Below are 15,250 nucleotides of genomic sequence, written 5' to 3'. Positions count from 1 at the left end.
TTCGGTCTCTGAAGCCCTAGTCACGGGGTGCGGAGCAAGTGGCGGCGTAGGCGGTTGCGGACAGGCAGCCACTGGTCGCCGAGGATCAGCCGGAGGGCCAGCAGGCTGTGCACCGCACGGGGGGTGTGTGCCGGTGGAACGAGCGCGTGCTGCAGAGCCCACGCTGCGTGCATCCGGCGCCAGGTGCGGCTGGTCCGGACGGGCATGGCGATCGAGGTGTTCTCGAAGTCGTCGCCGGTACGTGCAGCGAACTGCTCCAGCGGCTGATAGCGCTGGTCTCCCACCGGCCCCTCCGCAGCGAGGCATTCCAAGATCGGCTGAATCTCCGGCTCGTCGGCGAGCTCCCCCACCTCCACCAGCAGCTCGACCAGGTCATGGGTGAACGCCTGGTAGGCGGTGGAGGACGCCAGCCACAACGCCGCCTCCAGCTCCGGGTCGAAGAAGCCTCCGTGCTCAATGGCCTTGCGGTGACGGCGGGTCTGGGGAAGCAGGATCGCCGGACAGTCCTCGCTCAACCACTCTTCGTCGAAACGGATACCGGTACGCCGCTCGACGATCGCCATCATGACAGCCCACAAACTGTCGCCTTCGTCGTCATGCAGCGCATGCAACGCCACGTACAACGGATCCAGCTCCTCATCCAGCGCGCAGATGTCGATGCCGTGCCGCTGGTCGGGAAACAGCCCCTCGAAAGCGACCAGCAACTGCCCGTAGGCCGCGCAGCTCAACGAACTGACCGCATTGACGTTCCAGTACGCGCTGTGCACGCGTGCCTCTTCGCTGAGCCGCTCGATCTGCGCTTTGCCCTGGAAACCGTTGACCTCGACCATGACCACAGCCGCTCCGGCCTGCGCCAGATGCACCACCTGGACATCCCCTGGCTCGTCGTAGGCAGCGGTCCAGGGCCGCTCCCGGATGTCCGCAGGTTCGGCTCCGAGCCGCTGGGCGACGGTCTCGATCGTGATCGGTTCACCGATGGGTTCGATGACCGTCCAGCACGCCGCCTCCGACAACGCATGCTCGTCCAGCATCCGGCTGTAATACGCAATCGCGCCATCGCTCATGCCCGGATTATGCGAGGAGGGTCGGACACCACCGTCATGACGACCTGGGCGCGCGGTCGCCTCAGCCGACGCGGTCGAGCGGCGCCCTCAGGTCGGGTTGAGGACGAGCGTTCCGTCATGTTCGGCGTCGATACGGACGCCGAGGCCGCGGCTGATCCGGTTGAGCAGGGCGGTGAGCCACTGGACGTCGTCGAGCGAGGCAGGCCGGAGCGCGAGGTGCCGGGACTGCATGGCGATCATCTTGAGGTCGGCCAGCATGCCCGTCCGGGGCTGGACCGAGGCGAGATACAGCAGCCGGAGGTCGTCGCGGTACCTCTCGTAGCCGGCGATGCCCTCGTAGTCGTCGATGAAGTCGCCGCAGCCGTAGAGGATCAGCTTGCCGCCGTACAGCTCCATGGGGCGGGGGTGGTGGGACGAGTGACCGTGGACGACGTCCACGCCGCCGTCGATGAGTGCGTGCGCGAACCGGGTCTGGGCGTGGGAAACCCCGTACCCCCAGTTGGAGCCCCAATGAATGGAGACGACAGCGATGTCTTCCGGACGCTTCATCTGGCGCACCCGTTCGGTGATCTTGGCGGCGCCGGTGTCGGAGAGCTCTGGAACGAAGGCGACGCCCGGACGGTCCGGGGTGGCGGCCCATCCCTGTTCGATGCCACTGCAGCCGGTACCGAACGAGAACACCAGTACCCTGCCGCCCTCGACCGGGACGATCGCGGGTCGTTGTGCCTGGTTCAGATCCGGTCCGGCCCCAGCCGACACCATCTTGGCCTCCGCCAAGGTGGCGAGCGTCTCCTCCAGCCCTTCGTACCCGAAGTCCAGGATGTGGTTGTTGGCCAGCGCGCAGACGTCGGGGCGCCCAGCGACCAGGCTCGGCACGTTGGCCGGGTTCATGCGGTAGTGCACGAACTTGTTCGGGGCGAACCAGCCGCTGCGAGTGACGCTGGTCTCCAGATTGATCACACGGACGTCCGGTGCTGCCGTTTCGAGAGTCTGTAGTGCGTCTCCCCAGGGCCAGGTGAACCCGACCGGGCGGGGAATCGGTCCGTTCTCCGCCTCGGCCAGCTCCACGTACACCCGCGCGTCCCGTACCGAAGGCTCCAGCAAAGCCGGATCACCAGGGTGCGGAAGGATCTGGTCGACGCCCCGTCCGAGCATCACGTCGCCGCACAGGAACAGCGTCACCAGATCTCTGCCGCGCATGCGCTACACCTCAGTGGGGTGCCATGTCGCTCGGCTTGTTCCCCAGGAATGCGAATCCATGCAGGTCACATGGGTTTCTCTCCCAACTTAAGGAATAGTGATCAAGGTCGCCTTCGTGCGGGTCAGGTGAGGTGTGGGGGGTGGCGGGTGGGCCAGCCGTCCAGTTCTTCGAGGGCGGAGGCCAGGCGGACGAGCACCGCCTCGTTCCAGGGGCCGCCGATCAGGTGTGCGCCGATCGGAAGGCCGTCGGACGAGGTGTGGACCGGCAGCGTGACGGCGGGCAGGCCGGAGATGTTGCAGACCGAGGTGAACGAGATCATCTGGACCTCGGTGAGCCGGAATCCGTCCGGGTTCGCGTTGGCCTCCTCCAGGCAGGCGCCGGCCTGCGGGGGCGGGCAGGCGAGCGTCGGGGTGAGCAGGACGTCGAAGTCGCGGCCCCACTGGGCGCGGACCTCCACCGACTCGGTCTGCATGAGCGCGGCCGCCCGGGTGTAGATCCCCGAGTGGCGGGTCGCGGCGCGCTCCATCCGGAACCGCAGGTGCGGCTCGGCCTTCTCGGGATCGTCGTACGGCACGGCCCACAGTGACGCGTCGAGAACGGCCTGCGCGTAGCCGGACATCGCCTCCTCCGTGTAGAAGCGCGGCGAGGCCGGGAAGACCGTGTGGCCGAGGGACTCCAGCAGTCGGCCCGCCCGCTCGGCCGCCGCCACGCACTCCGGGTCGACCGGCACTCCGGTCGGCGCTTCCAGGAGCACGCCGATCCGCAGCGGGCCGGAGTCGCGTCCGACCTCGTCGGAGAACGGTCGGCGCGGCTCGGGCGCGCGGTACATCACCAGGTCGTCGGGGGCGCTCATGACGTCCAGCAGCGCGGCCGCGTCGCTGACCGTGCGGGTGATGGCGCCTTCGACGGTGGCGTGCTCCCAGGCCGCCAGGTACTGCGGCACCCGGCCCCGGCTCGGTTTGAGGCCGACCAGCCCGCAGCACGAGGCCGGCATGCGGATCGAGCCACCGCCGTCGTTGGCGTGGGCGACGGGCGCGAGCCCGGCGGCGACGGCCGCCGCCGCTCCGCCGCTGGATCCTCCCGATGAGAAGGCCGGGTTCCACGGGTTGCGGGTGATGCCGTAACGGGAGCTCTCCGTGGCGGTGAGCATTCCCATGTCCGGGGTGCTGGTCCTGCCCATCAACAGGAAGCCCGCGTCGAGGAGCCGGGTCACGACCGGGTCGGTGGAGGTCCGGGGCGCGTCGGACATCCCCCGGCTCCCGAACGTGGCGGGCTGCCCGGCGACCATGGTCAGGTCCTTGATCGGAATGGGCACTCCGTGGAAGGCCGCAAGCTCTTCGCCGTCCATGACGGCCTGCTCCGCCCGCCGGGCGGCTCGGCGCACGTCCTCGTCGTTGCGCCAGACGAAGGCTCCGATCTCGGGATCGAACCGGTCGATGCGCTCAAGATAGGCGTCGACGATCTCGACCGGGCTCAGTTCGCGCTTGCGCACGGCCTGTGCCAGGCGCACGGCGGAGTCGAACGGGTCCATGAGGGCTCCAATCTGTGGCGGTGATGGTCAGGCGACTGCCAGAAGCCGGTCGAGTTCTTCGCGTGTCCCCGGCGTGCTCGGGCCGTCGAAGACGATGCGGCCCGCCTCCATGACGATCGCGCGGTCGCACCGGTCGAGGAGCAGTCCGGCGTGCTGGTCGACCGTCACCACGCAGACGCCGGTGGCGGCGATGCGGGCCAGCGACTCCAGGACCGCACGCACGAGGGACGGCTGCAGGCCCTGGGTGAGCTCGTCCACGACGATCATCGACCGCCCGGACAGGATCGCGCGGGCGATGCCGAGCTGCTGTTTCTGCCCACCGGACAGCGTTCCGGCGGGCTGCCCGCGCCGTTCGGTGAGCATCGGAAAGATCTCGCAGGGATCGACTGCCGGGACGAAGCTCCGCCGCTCGGCCAAGCGGAGGTTCTCCGCGACGGTGAGGGTGGGGAACACGCCCCGGTCCTCGGGCATCAGCGCGGCGCCCCGGCGCGCGAGCAGGTCGGGACGTCCGGGCGGCACGGGACGTCCGGCCAGGCGGACGTGCCCGCCCTGCCGATCGGCCAGGCCGAAGATCGTGCGCAGCAGGGTGGTCTTGCCGGTGCCGTTGCGGCCGAGCAGGGCGACCCGTTCGCCCTCCGCAACGCGCAGGTCCACGTCGCGGACGACTTCGGCCTGCCCGTACCCGCCGCCGATCCCGTCGAGTTCCAGCATCAGTGCACTCCCAGGTAGGCCTCGCGCACGGCGGGGTCGGCGGCGATCTCGTCCATGGGCCCGTGGGCGATCACCCGTCCGTCGTGCAGGACCACGACGTCGTCGGCCAGTTCGCGGACGATCGCCATGTCGTGTTCGACGACGAGCAGTGTGCAGCCCGTCCTGCGCGAGACGTCCTTCAGCTCGCGGATGAGCGCGCGGGCGTCGTCGGGGCCGAGCCCGGCCGCCGGCTCGTCGAGCAGCATCAGCCGGGGCGCCCCGGCCAGCACCATGGCCAGTTCCAGCCGCCGCCGGTCGGCCAGCGGCAGTGCCTTGGCCTCGCCGGTGTCGTCGCGGGCCAGGTCGTCGTATTCGGCGGGCAGTTCTATGTGCCGGGGCGCGATCAGGCGGGCCAGCCGGGTGTTGTCGGCGGGTGACAGCTCCGTCAGGACGCTGGGGATCTGGAACATCCTGCCCACGCCCAAGCGGACGCGGTCGTGCACGGGCAGCCCGCCGGCGGCCACACCGAAGATCCGTACCTCTCCCGTGTCGGCGGTGAGCTGGCCCGCGACGATGCCGAGCAGCGTGCTCTTGCCCGCGCCGTTGGGGCCGATCAGGCAGACGCAGCGGCCGTTCCCGATCGTCAGGTCGACGCCGCGCAGCACGTCGACCGGGCCGAAGGACTTGCGGATTCCCTGGAGCGACAGCGCTGCCGTTTCCTCGGCGTCATCTTCTTCTGTGTCACCTTCTTCTGTGTCAGCGTCGGTCTTGCGGTGCCGGGGCGCCGCCGCCGGGGGCAGTTTCAGCGCGGGTCCGCGCGTCCAGACCTGGGAGATCCCCGCCAGCCCCGCCGGGGCCACCTGGACGACGAGCACGAACAGGGCGGCGAGCCCGAGCACGTACCAGCCCTGCCAGGTGCTGCCGAGCATCTGCCCGCCCGCCGTGATCAGGATCGCGCCGAGGAACGGGCCCAGGGTCGAGTTCCGCCCGCCCAGCGCAAGCCAGACGAGCACGCTGGTCGACAGGCCGAGCCCGAAGATCTGCGGTGACACCAGCCCGGCGGCGGGCGCGTAGAGGGCACCCGCGACCGTCGACACCGCCGCGCTCGCCGCGAAGGCCGCGGTGCGGACGCGCACCGGGTCGATGCCGGTCTGGGCGGCGCGCTCCGGATTGCGGGACGCCGCGATCAGCCGTGCGCCGAACCGGCTGCGGACGACCGTCACGCTGGTCAGGGCGACCGTGGCGGCCACCACCAGGAGTGTCAGGTAGTACATCGAGACCGTGTCCGAGCCGCCGATCGACAGCCCGTTGGTCCCGCCCGTCAGGTCGGTGAGGCTCGTGGCGGCGTGCTGGAGCAGCAGGCTGACGCCGATCGTCAGCAGGATGAGCGGCGCATCCGGCACGCCGGAGGCCAGCCCGATCCGGACGACGGGCACGGCGATGCCGACGGAGGTCAGCAAGGCCAGTGCCAGCAGTGCGGCCGGCGGCCAACCGTGCTCCTGGCTGAGCGCGACGGCGTACGCGCCGAGCCCGAAGAAGGAGGCGTGGCCGACGCTGAGCAGCCCCGCCCGTCCCCAGGACAGGTCCAGGCCGTAGGCGAACAACCCGTTGCACAAGCCCAGCGTCAGGGTCGCCACCGCGAAGGTGCTCAGCCCGAACGGAGCCGCCGCCAAGAGAACGAGGATCAGGACGAACGGTACCGCCACGTTCAGACGCAGACCCCGCCCGCCGGTCCGTGGCACGGCGGCGCCATGGCGGACCTGCGTGATCACGAGCACCCCGGCTTGGGCGTGGTGTCGGCGATCCGGCCGAGCCTGCGGCTCACCTCGTACTCCATGCCCGGCTTGATCGTCGCTTCCAGCATGTCGGCCTGGAACACGTGGTTGGCGGGGTCGAAGCGGGTGCCCTTGCCGAGCGGCGAGTCGAAGGTCAACCGGGCGATCTCGGAGTTGATCGCCTTGCCGTCGGAGCTGCCGGCCTTCTTCGCGGCGGCCAGGAAGAACTGGACGCCGAAGTAGGCGTTGCCCGCCACTTCGGGTATGGGGGCGTTGAACGTGTAAGCCGCCCGGTAGTCCGCCACGAACGTGCGGCTCTCAGGGTCGTCCAGGCCGTCGGCCCAGCGCACGGTGTGCGTGCGGCCGTTCACCAGGGCGCCCAGCGCCGGGTGGTAGTCGCTGTCCAGGGGCGCGCCCTCGTAGCCGAGTCCGGGAGTGAGCAGGCCGAACTGCTTGGCCTGCTGGCTGAACGACACCGCGTCGGCGCCGACGACCATGGCCATCAGCACCTGCGGTCTCGCCGCCTTGAGCCGCTTGATCACCGGCTGCCAGTCGGTCTGCCCGATCGGGCTGTACTCCTCGGCGACGACCGAGCCGCCCTCCCGTTTCACCAGCTCCTTGACCACGCCCGCGTAGAAGTGCGGGTAGTTGTAGTCCGAGCCGACAATCGCCACCTTCGGGCCGTACTTCTCGATCAGCTTGGGCATGGTCGGCGTGAGGAGCTGACGGGTGCTCTCGCCGAAGCCCCACCCGTAGGGGTGGCACCGCTCGACGTCGCCGAGGATGGCCGTGCCGAACGGGACCTTCGCGTCGTCGGCGACCTTGCCCACGGCCTCGGCGGTGTCCCCGGTGATCGTGCCGAACAGCATCGACACCCGGTCCTGCTGGATGAGCCTGCGCGCGAGCTGCGTCGAAGTCGCCGGGTCGCCCGCGTCGTCGACAACGACGTACCGCACCTTCTCGCCGCCCACGCCGCCTGCGGCGTTGACCTTCTTGACGCCCAGCTCGAAGCCGTTGCGCAGGGCCTTACCGGTCGAGGAGACGGGTCCGGTGAGCGGCACGATGACGCCGATCTTCAACGGCCCCTTCCCGCCGTCCTGGGCGTCCGAGACCGCCGATCCGCCGCAGCCGCTCAGGGCCAGCAGCACGACGGCGGCGGTCAGGACGCCCGCGCCGGCACGCGAACGCGTGTGAGCCATGAGGAGTACCTCCGAATCCAGGGACGCGAGCGCAGCGCCGCGATCGCAACGATGATCAGATAGAACAGGACCTCGGCCAGGACGTCGCTCATCCAGACGCGCAGCAGCACCGACAGGGCGGCGATGAGCAGGGCGGCGGCGGCCGCCGTCGCGAGCGCGCCAGGGCGGCTGAACAACAGGCCGAAGAACACGGGGACCAGCAGGCCGAAGCCCATGGTCGGAGTCACTGCCAGCAGCGGGCTGTACAGAGCACCCGCCAGCACGGCCAGCAGCCCGCCGAGCACGAACGCGATGGTGCGGAGCCTGCGCGGGTCAATGCCGAGCAGCGCCGCCATGGTCGGGTTGTCGGCGACGGCGCGCAGCGTGAGTCCCCAGCCCGTCCGGTAGGCCGCCAGCAGCACCAGCCCGATGACCGCGACGGCGACCAGGCCGCAGACCAGCCGGTACGCCGGATAGGGAGCGGTCAGCACCGTCACGGTCCCGGCGATCGGCGGCTTGACGGAGCGGGCGGTGGAGGTGAACTGCAGCTCCGCCACCTGACGCAGCGCCATGCCGACACCCCAGGTGACGAGCATGGTCGCCAGCGGGTCCGAGAGGGGACGCCGCAGCAGAAGCCGTTCGATCAGCACCAGCAGCGGAGCCGCGCCCACCAGGGCGAGCGTCACCCGCCAGCCGAACGCCGGCCCGGTCACGACCGCCGCCGTGTACGCCCCCACCATGACCAGGTCGCCCTGCGCCAGGTTCACCACGCGGGTCGCCGCGAAGGTCACGGCCATGCCGACGGTGACGAGCCCGTAGAGGCCGAACAGGGTGATGATCGCCAGGAGTACGTCCACGTGGCGACGTCCTTCCTCTTCCGCGAACAGGAGATGAATGGCAATATCGGCCACTCCGGAAGGCCGTGTTGGCACGACAGCGCACACTTCTGGTACTGGAGCGCAGAGGAGGAGCTCATGCCCCTCGAAGCCCGCCCGGACGGCACGATCGTCTACGGCTACATGGACCCCGACGTCCGCGACCCCGCCAAGGCGTTCGACGCCGTCCTGGTGCGGACGACGACTCCCTACGCCGCCGACACCCGCCTCCACCGGTTCGGCGCTCTCACCGCATGCGACATCGCCGGCGAGCAACCGGCACAAGTCAGCCCGCACACGGCGCCCTTGGCGCAGGACTTCGGCATCGCACTGGGCCTGATGCTGGAAGGTGACGGGACGATCGAGCAGGACGGCCGCGTGTGCCCCCTGTCTCCAGGCGACGTCGTCTTCTACAGCGGCGGGCACCCGTACCGTCTGGACCTCGGCGACGCCTACCGCTGGCTCGTGGTACGGCTGGACCCCGGCACGATCTCGCTCGCGCAACGGATCCCGAACACCGTGGCGAACCCGGAGCTCAGCCGCTCTCCCTGCGGCCGGATCCTGTCCTCGATGCTCGTCGAGCTCGCCCACCGGGGCCACCACCTCGGACCGCTGTCGAGGGGAGAGATGGGCGAGCACGTCACGGGCGTCGTCCGGACCCTCGTCCGCGAGCACGGCGGCCGGCCCGCGCAGCCCTCCCACACGCGCACGCTGGAGCGGATCCTCGAACACATCGACCGGCACCTGGACCGGCAGTTCTCACCAGCGCAGATCGCAGCCGCCCACCACATCTCGGTCCGCACCCTGCACGTCCTGTTCCAGAAGCAGGGCGAGACACTGGGCGATCACATCCGGCGGAGGCGCCTGGACCGCATCCGCCGGGACCTTGCCGATCCCGCCCTGTCCCACCTTCCGTCGTACGCCGTGGCGGCCCGCTGGGGCATTCACGACCCCAGCCATTTCGGCAAGCTCTTCAAGGCCGAGTTCGGCCTGTCTCCCCGGGAGTTCCGCGCCCGCTTCCGCCCCGGCGACACCCTCAGCCACCTGACAAGTAAAAGACAAAACTTTGTCGAATAACTAGTTTATTACATTTTCCGGGTGATTAGTCTCTCGCTTGCTTTCTCGCTCCATCCCCCGCAAGCGAAGAGGTGCTCGATGCGCATTCCCTGGTCCCGGAAACAACGACGTGCGAGTACGCGGATCGCCACCGCGTCAGCAATTCTGGTCTGCGGAGGCGGACTCGCCATCACTGCGGCGACTCCCGCACAGGCGGCGGCGTGCACGACCGTCGAGGTCGTCTCCGCACGCGGAACGTTCGAGCCCGGGACCGCCGGTCTCATCGTCGGAGACCAGGTGTACAACACCATGAAGCGCAAGCTGCAGCCACTCAGGTCGACGAGCCTGTACTCGGTCAAATACCCGGCCAGCATCGACCTCAGCGGCCCCTCCAAGGGCACGATCGACCTGGTCAACCACATCAAGCAACAGGCCCAGTCCTGCCCCAGCCAGAAGTTCGTGCTCGTCGGCTACTCCCAGGGCGCCTTCGTCGTCGACAACGCGATCGGCCTGAAGAGCCTGGGTGACGCCAAGACCACGATTCCGTCCGAGTTCGAATCCCGTATCGCCGCCGTCATGGTCTTCGGCGACCCGAGCCACCTCATCGGAAAGAACATCACGACGCCACTCAGCACCCCTTACTGGAACCGGGCCAAGGACTTCTGCGCTGCCGGTGACCCGGTTTGCGGAAACGGATTCAACGTCCTGGCACACCTGAGCTACGGCGGTAACGCCAACGAGGCCGCCGATTTCGCCATCAGCAAGCTCTAAAAGCAAACAAAAGAAGGGGAGCGGCCTTTGGCCGCTCCCCTTCTTGTCAATGCACCCATCCATTGACTGTCTGCGATTACATCCTTACGTTCCGTAGTGCACGGATGTTCGGTAACCGTGCGCGCATCGTCGAGAGACAGGCGCTGCGTTCGACGCATCATGGCCGGGTCCGTCGGCTCGGTCACTGGAGTCGCGGTGGTCGCCATCTGCCTCAGGTGAGGAGTGCGAGCGGGGGCGATCGCTCGGTAGTGCCTGCAGATTCTTGGAGATCTGATGGCGTGGGGTGACTCGGCGTTGTTCGAGATCGACACACTACGACTGGAGCGCCTGGCGTGCTGGCAGGAGATGTTGTCGGAGACGGAGTTCCCGGTCGAGCTCCGAAACGATTCGGACGAGGACTTTCACGCGACGTACCGGCACATGGAGCTGGGTGCGGTGCGGATATCGGAACTCATCAGTTCCGGAATCCGGGTGACGCGAACGGAGCGGTTGATCCGGCAGTGGAATCCCGAGGTATATCAACTTTGCCTGGTGCGGGCCGGCTCGGTCTGGCACACGCAGTGCGGCCGGCATGTGGAGGTGGGGCCAGGGCGGCTCTTCTTGCGCACGAGTTCGCATCCCTTTGAAAGCCGGGCAGCGCCTGGGCTGGCCATCTCCGTTCGCGTGCAGTTCCCGCGCTCCGCGCTGCCGAGTGCGGTCGACAGCCTGGTTGGTGTGCCGATCAGCGCCGGCGAGGCCACGGGGGCCTTGCTCTCGCGCTATCTGAACGTCGTGATGCGGCATGCCGGCGAGTGCACGGCCCCGGAGCGGGCCACCATCAGCCGGGTTCTGCTCGACTTGATCGCCGCGTTGTGCACCCGTGAGGTGGGGGCACCTGAATCGCCGCTGGTCACAAAGATCCACGGCTTCATCGAGCAGCACCTGGACGACCCGAGGCTGACCCCGCAGAGCATCGCCGACGCCCATCAGATTTCACTGCGCCATCTGCACAAGCTGTTCCAGGACCAAGGCGGGCACACCGTCACGGCGTGGATCAGGCGACGCCGGCTTGAGCGTTGCCGGCAGGACCTGGCGGACCCGGCGCTGAGCGGGCGGCCCATCCACGCCATCGCGAGCCGTTGGGGATTCACCGAGCGCGCTCACTTCAGCAAGCTCTTCCGCGCCACCTACGGAATGCCTCCCGGGCAATACCGCCATGACGTCTGGGATGCACGGACGGACACACAGTCTGCACAGAGAAACACTGACAGGATTCCCGACCCCGCCAGATGATCAACATCGGCGGCACACCGCGGGTGACTCCCGCGTGGAGGTTGAATGGCTTTTCTCGATGTTTCCATCAGAGTGGCGCTTGCCGTCACCTTCCTGGTGGCGAGTGTGAGCAAGGTTCACCGGATCGAAGCTTGGCGGTCCTTTCGAAACGTGATTGAGGCGACCGGCCTGGTGCCGCCGAGAATCGCCCTGGGAGTCGGTGCCCTGGTGATCGCCGCGGAGTTCGCCGTGGCCTCCTTGTTGCTCATCCCTTACGGCACCACATACGGATTCATCGCGTGCATCCTGCTGCTCGTGGCCTTCTCAGGGATGATCGCGAGGGCCATCAGACGAAACGACCAGGCTTCCTGTCAGTGCTTCGGAAGCTCGGTCGAGCCGGTGGGGGCCGCGCATCTCTACCGGAACACCATCCTGCTGGTGCTGGCGGCGTCGGGCTTGGCGATCTCGCCCTCCGGTCAGCACGCCGCGGATGCCGCGGTGCTGATGATCAGCGTCCCGGTGGGCATCTTCTGGGCGCTTGTCCTCATGCACCTCGGCGAACTCCTCTCGCTGATCCGATTCACACAAAGGGCTGATGGCCGATGAGCACAGGCATGAGCGCCGCCGTCGCAGTGATAGGCGTCATCAATCTGCTCTTCACCTATGGCGTCGTCCGGCGCGTCAAAGAGCACGAAACACGGATCGCCGAACTCGCCTCCACCGGTACGTTGCCTTCATCCAGCCCTCCGGTGGGGACCGCCTTGCAAGACTTCTCGGCGACGACCACGGACGGCAGCCCTGTCGACAGGGCCCTGGTCGGCTCTGGCGAGGCTTTCATCGGATTCTTCGACACCGGTTGCGCACCATGCCGGGAGCAACTTCCCGAGTTCGCCCGTCTCTCGCACGGCTCCGGTCAGTTCTTCGCCTTTATCGCGGGGGACGCGGCGCAAGCGAGAGAACTGGCCGCCTTGTTCGACGACCATGCTTTCGTCGTCATCGAAGAAGGGCCGCCTTCGACGGCGGCAGCACTCGGTGTCAACGCCTTCCCGACCCTCCTGATGCTCAAGGAAGGGGTCGTCATGGCCAACGCCGTGTCCTGCGACGGACTCGAAGGCTTGCCCCGTGTTCAGGAAGTGGACGCACGGTGAAGAAGCGGCCGGCAAAGAAGCGGCTCAGCCTTGCCGCGTGCCTAGCGCCGATCGCCCTTTTACTTGCGCTGGCCAGGCGTTATCTGCTCCTCGTCACAGTGCGGGGCGGGAGCATGAAGCCCACCCTGGTTGACGGCGAACGTCTGCTCATGGTGCGTGTGCCGGGCCGTTCCGTCCGCCCCGGCGACATCGTCGCCATCAGGAATCCCGACGGCGCCGGCGCCCCCTACCCGCTCCTCGTCAAGCGCGTTGCCGCTGTAGCCGATGACCCGGTTCCGCCTCACGTCCCCACCACCGGAGAGTCGAGATTCGTGCCCGCTGAGCATCTGGTCGTGCTCGGAGATTGGCCGCACAGCCGCGACTCCAGGGCGTGGGGTTGCATTCCCAACGACTTGGTCATCGGTGTCGCCGTACGAAGAAAGGAAGTGATCGATGCGCTGAAAGTACAAAGGGCACCGCAGCCTGGTAGCCGAGCATTCGCGACAAGACCATCACACTCTGGGAAGGGTCCTCCGTGATCAAATTTATTCGGCGGGCGGCTGACGCCATGATATCGGCCGTCGTTCCACGTACTACTGCGGCCGCGGCCTGTGAGCCGTACTGCTGGGTACAGTGTGGACCAGTAGGGTCCTGCCTGACCGCGAGTCAGATGAGATACGAATACTGTCGCAAGGCAAGTTGCGACGTTCTGCTGATGAGAAGGTCCTGCGTGGCGATCTGCACCGGCTGAACCAGCAGGACAACAGCTCTCCTCTCGGTGCACGCCATCCTGGAGCAGGCGTGCACCGAGAGGAGTGCTCGTCTGTTCTGCGAGTGAAACTCCCGATACGCCAAAAGTGACGGCTAGGCCGAAAGGGAGGCCGTTCCCGGTGCGCCTCATCAGTGTGATCGCTCTGTCGGCGAGGGCGGCTCCTCTCCATTTCGCGGCCTATGTCGTGCTGGCCGTGGTCGCCGGCGCGGGGCCGGTCGCCGTCGCCTGGCTGACCAAATTGATCATCGATGGCCTGGTCCAGGGACAGCGCACGGGCACGCTGGTCGGCTACACGTTCGGGCTTGGCCTGGCCGGTCTCAGCGCCGCGGTGATCCCGCACCTCACCCGGTACCTGCGAGCCGAACTGGACCGGCAGGTCGGCCTCGTCGCCCAGGACCGGCTGCTCACCGCGGTGAACGGCTTCACCGGCCTGGCGCGGTTCGAGGACCCGGCGTTCCTGGACCGCCTGCGGCTCGCCCAGCAGTCGGCGGCCACGAGCCCCAACCAGACGGTCGAGGGCCTGCTCGCCCTCGTCCAGGCAGTGATCACGATCGTCGGGTTCCTGGGAGCCATGCTGGTGATCAGCCCGTGGATCACCTGCCTGGTGATGTTCAGCGGCATCCCCATGCTCGTCTCCGAGATCGTCATATCGAGACGTCGGGCGGCGATGTTCTGGGAGATCGGTCCCGTGGAGCGCCGCGAGCTTTTCTACGCACAGCTCCTGACGAGCGTCGAGGCCGCGAAGGAAGTGCGCATCTTCGGCCTCGGCTCGTACTTCCGCGACCGCCTGCTGGGTGAACGGCGGAAAGCGAACGCCGCGAAGAAACGAGTGGACCGCAGGGAACTTCTCAGCCAGTCGTCGCTCGGGTTGATGGGGGCGGTCCTGTCCGCGGCCGTGCTCCTCTGGAGCATCCTGGCCGCCAAAGCCGGAACGGTCACCGTGGGCGACATAACACTCTTCGTCGCCGCCATCAACGGCGTTCAGGCCGCGCTGCTCGAATCCGCGGGCGCGATCGCCCGGTGCCACGAGTCGATCCTGATGTTCGACCATTTCCGCACGGTCGTAAAGGCGGAATCCGACCTGTCGGCTCCGTCTCGCCCGCGAGCGGTCACACCACTGGAAAACGAGATCGAACTCCGCAATGTATGGTTCCGCTACTCTGCGGATCACCCCTGGGTGCTGAAAGGCGTCAACCTGCGGATCGCCAAAGGCGAGACCCTCGCGCTGGTGGGCTTGAACGGGGCCGGAAAATCAACCCTGGTGAGCCTGATATGCCGGTTCTACGATCCGACACGAGGATCGATCCGTTGGGACGGCGTCGATATCCGTGACCTCGACATAGCCGGACTACGGGAACGCATCGGGATCGTGTTCCAGGATTACATGACCTACGACCTCACCGCGGCCGAGAACATCGAGCTGGGCGACCTCGCGAAACGCGATGAACGTGCCCTCGTCCATGCCGCCGCACAACGCGCGGGCATTCACGAAAAGATCGCCACTCTGCCGCGAGGGTACGAGACCCTGCTGAGCCGCGTCTTCTACTCCTTCGAGGGCGACACCGATGACCCGGAGACAGGCGTTCCGCTCTCCGGCGGCCAGTGGCAGCGCCTCGCCCTCGCCCGCGCCTTCCTGAGGGACAAGCGTGACCTCATGATCCTCGACGAACCCGCCGCGGGACTCGACGCCGAGGCCGAACACGAGATCCACAGTTCGCTGAAACGGCACCGTTCGGGCAGAACGAGCCTGCTCATCTCGCACCGGCTCGGCGCCGTACGGTCCGCGGACACCATCGTCGTCCTGTCCGATGGAGTCATCGTGGAGGTCGGAGACCACGAAACGCTGCTGTCGGCCCAAGGTGAGTACGCCAGGCTCTTCAACCTCCAGGCGTCCGGCTATACCTCGGTCCCCAGCACTGAGGTCTTCTAGCACATGCTGCCGCTCGCCACCTGCGGCGC

The 15,250-nt window shown here is 67.8% G+C and carries 14 protein-coding genes; 7 read left to right on the top strand and 7 right to left on the bottom strand.

Translation table 11 applies throughout. From position 1 onward, the window contains the following. Positions 1–20: 20 nt before the first annotated feature. From F8566_RS45025 to F8566_RS44995, 7 genes are all read right to left on the bottom strand, one after another. Entirely contained in the window at positions 21–1,064 is a 1,044-nt protein-coding gene (locus F8566_RS45025; RefSeq protein WP_151569759.1) for a DUF6461 domain-containing protein, read from the bottom strand. Positions 1,065–1,151: 87 nt separating this feature from the next. Next, positions 1,152–2,264: a CapA family protein gene (locus tag F8566_RS45020; protein WP_151569757.1), complete on the bottom strand. Its 1,113-nt coding sequence runs from the start codon at positions 2,262–2,264 to the stop codon at positions 1,152–1,154. 122 nt (positions 2,265–2,386) lie between these two features. Further along, complete coding sequence (locus tag F8566_RS45015) at positions 2,387–3,796, bottom strand: amidase (protein WP_151569755.1); 1,410 nt, start codon at positions 3,794–3,796, stop codon at positions 2,387–2,389. Between the two features lie 27 nt (positions 3,797–3,823). Beyond that, entirely contained in the window at positions 3,824–4,507 is a 684-nt protein-coding gene (locus F8566_RS45010) for an ABC transporter ATP-binding protein (protein WP_151569753.1), read from the bottom strand. Continuing rightward, entirely contained in the window at positions 4,507–6,258 is a 1,752-nt protein-coding gene (locus F8566_RS45005) for a branched-chain amino acid ABC transporter ATP-binding protein/permease (RefSeq protein WP_192810214.1), read from the bottom strand. The genes F8566_RS45010 and F8566_RS45005 overlap by 1 nt, the downstream gene beginning before the upstream one ends. Further along, a complete protein-coding gene (locus F8566_RS45000; RefSeq protein ID WP_151569749.1) occupies positions 6,255–7,460 on the bottom strand; it encodes an ABC transporter substrate-binding protein in 1,206 nt (401 codons plus the stop codon). The genes F8566_RS45005 and F8566_RS45000 overlap by 4 nt, the downstream gene beginning before the upstream one ends. Further along, on the bottom strand, positions 7,421–8,296 hold the full coding sequence (locus F8566_RS44995; protein ID WP_192810213.1) for a branched-chain amino acid ABC transporter permease: 876 nt from the start codon (positions 8,294–8,296) through the stop codon (positions 7,421–7,423). The genes F8566_RS45000 and F8566_RS44995 overlap by 40 nt, the downstream gene beginning before the upstream one ends. A gap of 117 nt (positions 8,297–8,413) precedes the next feature. Between F8566_RS44995 and F8566_RS44990 the strand changes: the two genes are divergently transcribed. From F8566_RS44990 to F8566_RS44965, 7 genes are all read left to right on the top strand, one after another. Further along, the gene (locus F8566_RS44990) at positions 8,414–9,391 is read left to right on the top strand and encodes a helix-turn-helix domain-containing protein (protein ID WP_151569745.1); all 978 of its coding nucleotides are present in this window, start codon (positions 8,414–8,416) and stop codon (positions 9,389–9,391) included. Between the two features lie 78 nt (positions 9,392–9,469). Next, positions 9,470–10,141 (top strand): cutinase family protein, encoded by a 672-nt coding sequence (locus F8566_RS44985; RefSeq protein WP_151569743.1) that lies wholly within the window; start codon positions 9,470–9,472, stop codon positions 10,139–10,141. A gap of 294 nt (positions 10,142–10,435) precedes the next feature. After that, positions 10,436–11,413 carry a helix-turn-helix domain-containing protein gene (locus F8566_RS44980; RefSeq protein WP_192810212.1) on the top strand — a complete coding sequence of 326 codons (978 nt, stop codon included), beginning with the start codon at positions 10,436–10,438 and terminating at the stop codon, positions 11,411–11,413. 45 nt (positions 11,414–11,458) lie between these two features. Further along, the gene (locus tag F8566_RS44975) at positions 11,459–11,998 is read left to right on the top strand and encodes a MauE/DoxX family redox-associated membrane protein (RefSeq protein ID WP_151569740.1); all 540 of its coding nucleotides are present in this window, start codon (positions 11,459–11,461) and stop codon (positions 11,996–11,998) included. An 8-nt stretch (positions 11,999–12,006) separates the two neighbouring features. Next, positions 12,007–12,540 carry a TlpA family protein disulfide reductase gene (locus F8566_RS50610; RefSeq protein ID WP_192810211.1) on the top strand — a complete coding sequence of 178 codons (534 nt, stop codon included), beginning with the start codon at positions 12,007–12,009 and terminating at the stop codon, positions 12,538–12,540. Beyond that, on the top strand, positions 12,537–13,058 hold the full coding sequence (locus F8566_RS53195) for a S26 family signal peptidase (protein ID WP_192810210.1): 522 nt from the start codon (positions 12,537–12,539) through the stop codon (positions 13,056–13,058). The genes F8566_RS50610 and F8566_RS53195 overlap by 4 nt, the downstream gene beginning before the upstream one ends. A 351-nt stretch (positions 13,059–13,409) precedes the next feature. Next, complete coding sequence (locus tag F8566_RS44965; protein WP_225994103.1) at positions 13,410–15,221, top strand: ABC transporter ATP-binding protein; 1,812 nt, start codon at positions 13,410–13,412, stop codon at positions 15,219–15,221. Positions 15,222–15,250 lie beyond the last annotated feature (29 nt).

Origin of the sequence: Actinomadura rudentiformis (genome assembly GCF_008923185.1) — a bacterium.
Classification (GTDB): Bacteria; Actinomycetota; Actinomycetes; order Streptosporangiales; family Streptosporangiaceae; genus Spirillospora; species Spirillospora rudentiformis.
The sequence above is the reverse complement of the archived record's forward strand: the minus strand, read 5'-3'. Positions and strand labels throughout refer to the sequence as shown.

Excerpts from the sequence above, each read along its gene's own strand:
- F8566_RS50610 (WP_192810211.1), top strand. The coding sequence starts at position 12,007 with ATGAGCGCCGCCGTCGCAGTGATAGGCGTCATCAATCTGCTCTTCACC.
- F8566_RS44975 (WP_151569740.1), top strand. The coding sequence starts at position 11,459 with ATGGCTTTTCTCGATGTTTCCATCAGAGTGGCGCTTGCCGTCACCTTC.
- F8566_RS44990 (WP_151569745.1), top strand. The coding sequence starts at position 8,414 with ATGCCCCTCGAAGCCCGCCCGGACGGCACGATCGTCTACGGCTACATG.
- F8566_RS45000 (WP_151569749.1), bottom strand. The coding sequence starts at position 7,460 with ATGGCTCACACGCGTTCGCGTGCCGGCGCGGGCGTCCTGACCGCCGCC.
- F8566_RS45015 (WP_151569755.1), bottom strand. The coding sequence starts at position 3,796 with ATGGACCCGTTCGACTCCGCCGTGCGCCTGGCACAGGCCGTGCGCAAG.
- F8566_RS45020 (WP_151569757.1), bottom strand. The coding sequence starts at position 2,264 with ATGCGCGGCAGAGATCTGGTGACGCTGTTCCTGTGCGGCGACGTGATG.
- F8566_RS45010 (WP_151569753.1), bottom strand. The coding sequence starts at position 4,507 with ATGCTGGAACTCGACGGGATCGGCGGCGGGTACGGGCAGGCCGAAGTC.
- F8566_RS44985 (WP_151569743.1), top strand. The coding sequence starts at position 9,470 with ATGCGCATTCCCTGGTCCCGGAAACAACGACGTGCGAGTACGCGGATC.
- F8566_RS45025 (WP_151569759.1), bottom strand. The coding sequence starts at position 1,064 with ATGAGCGATGGCGCGATTGCGTATTACAGCCGGATGCTGGACGAGCAT.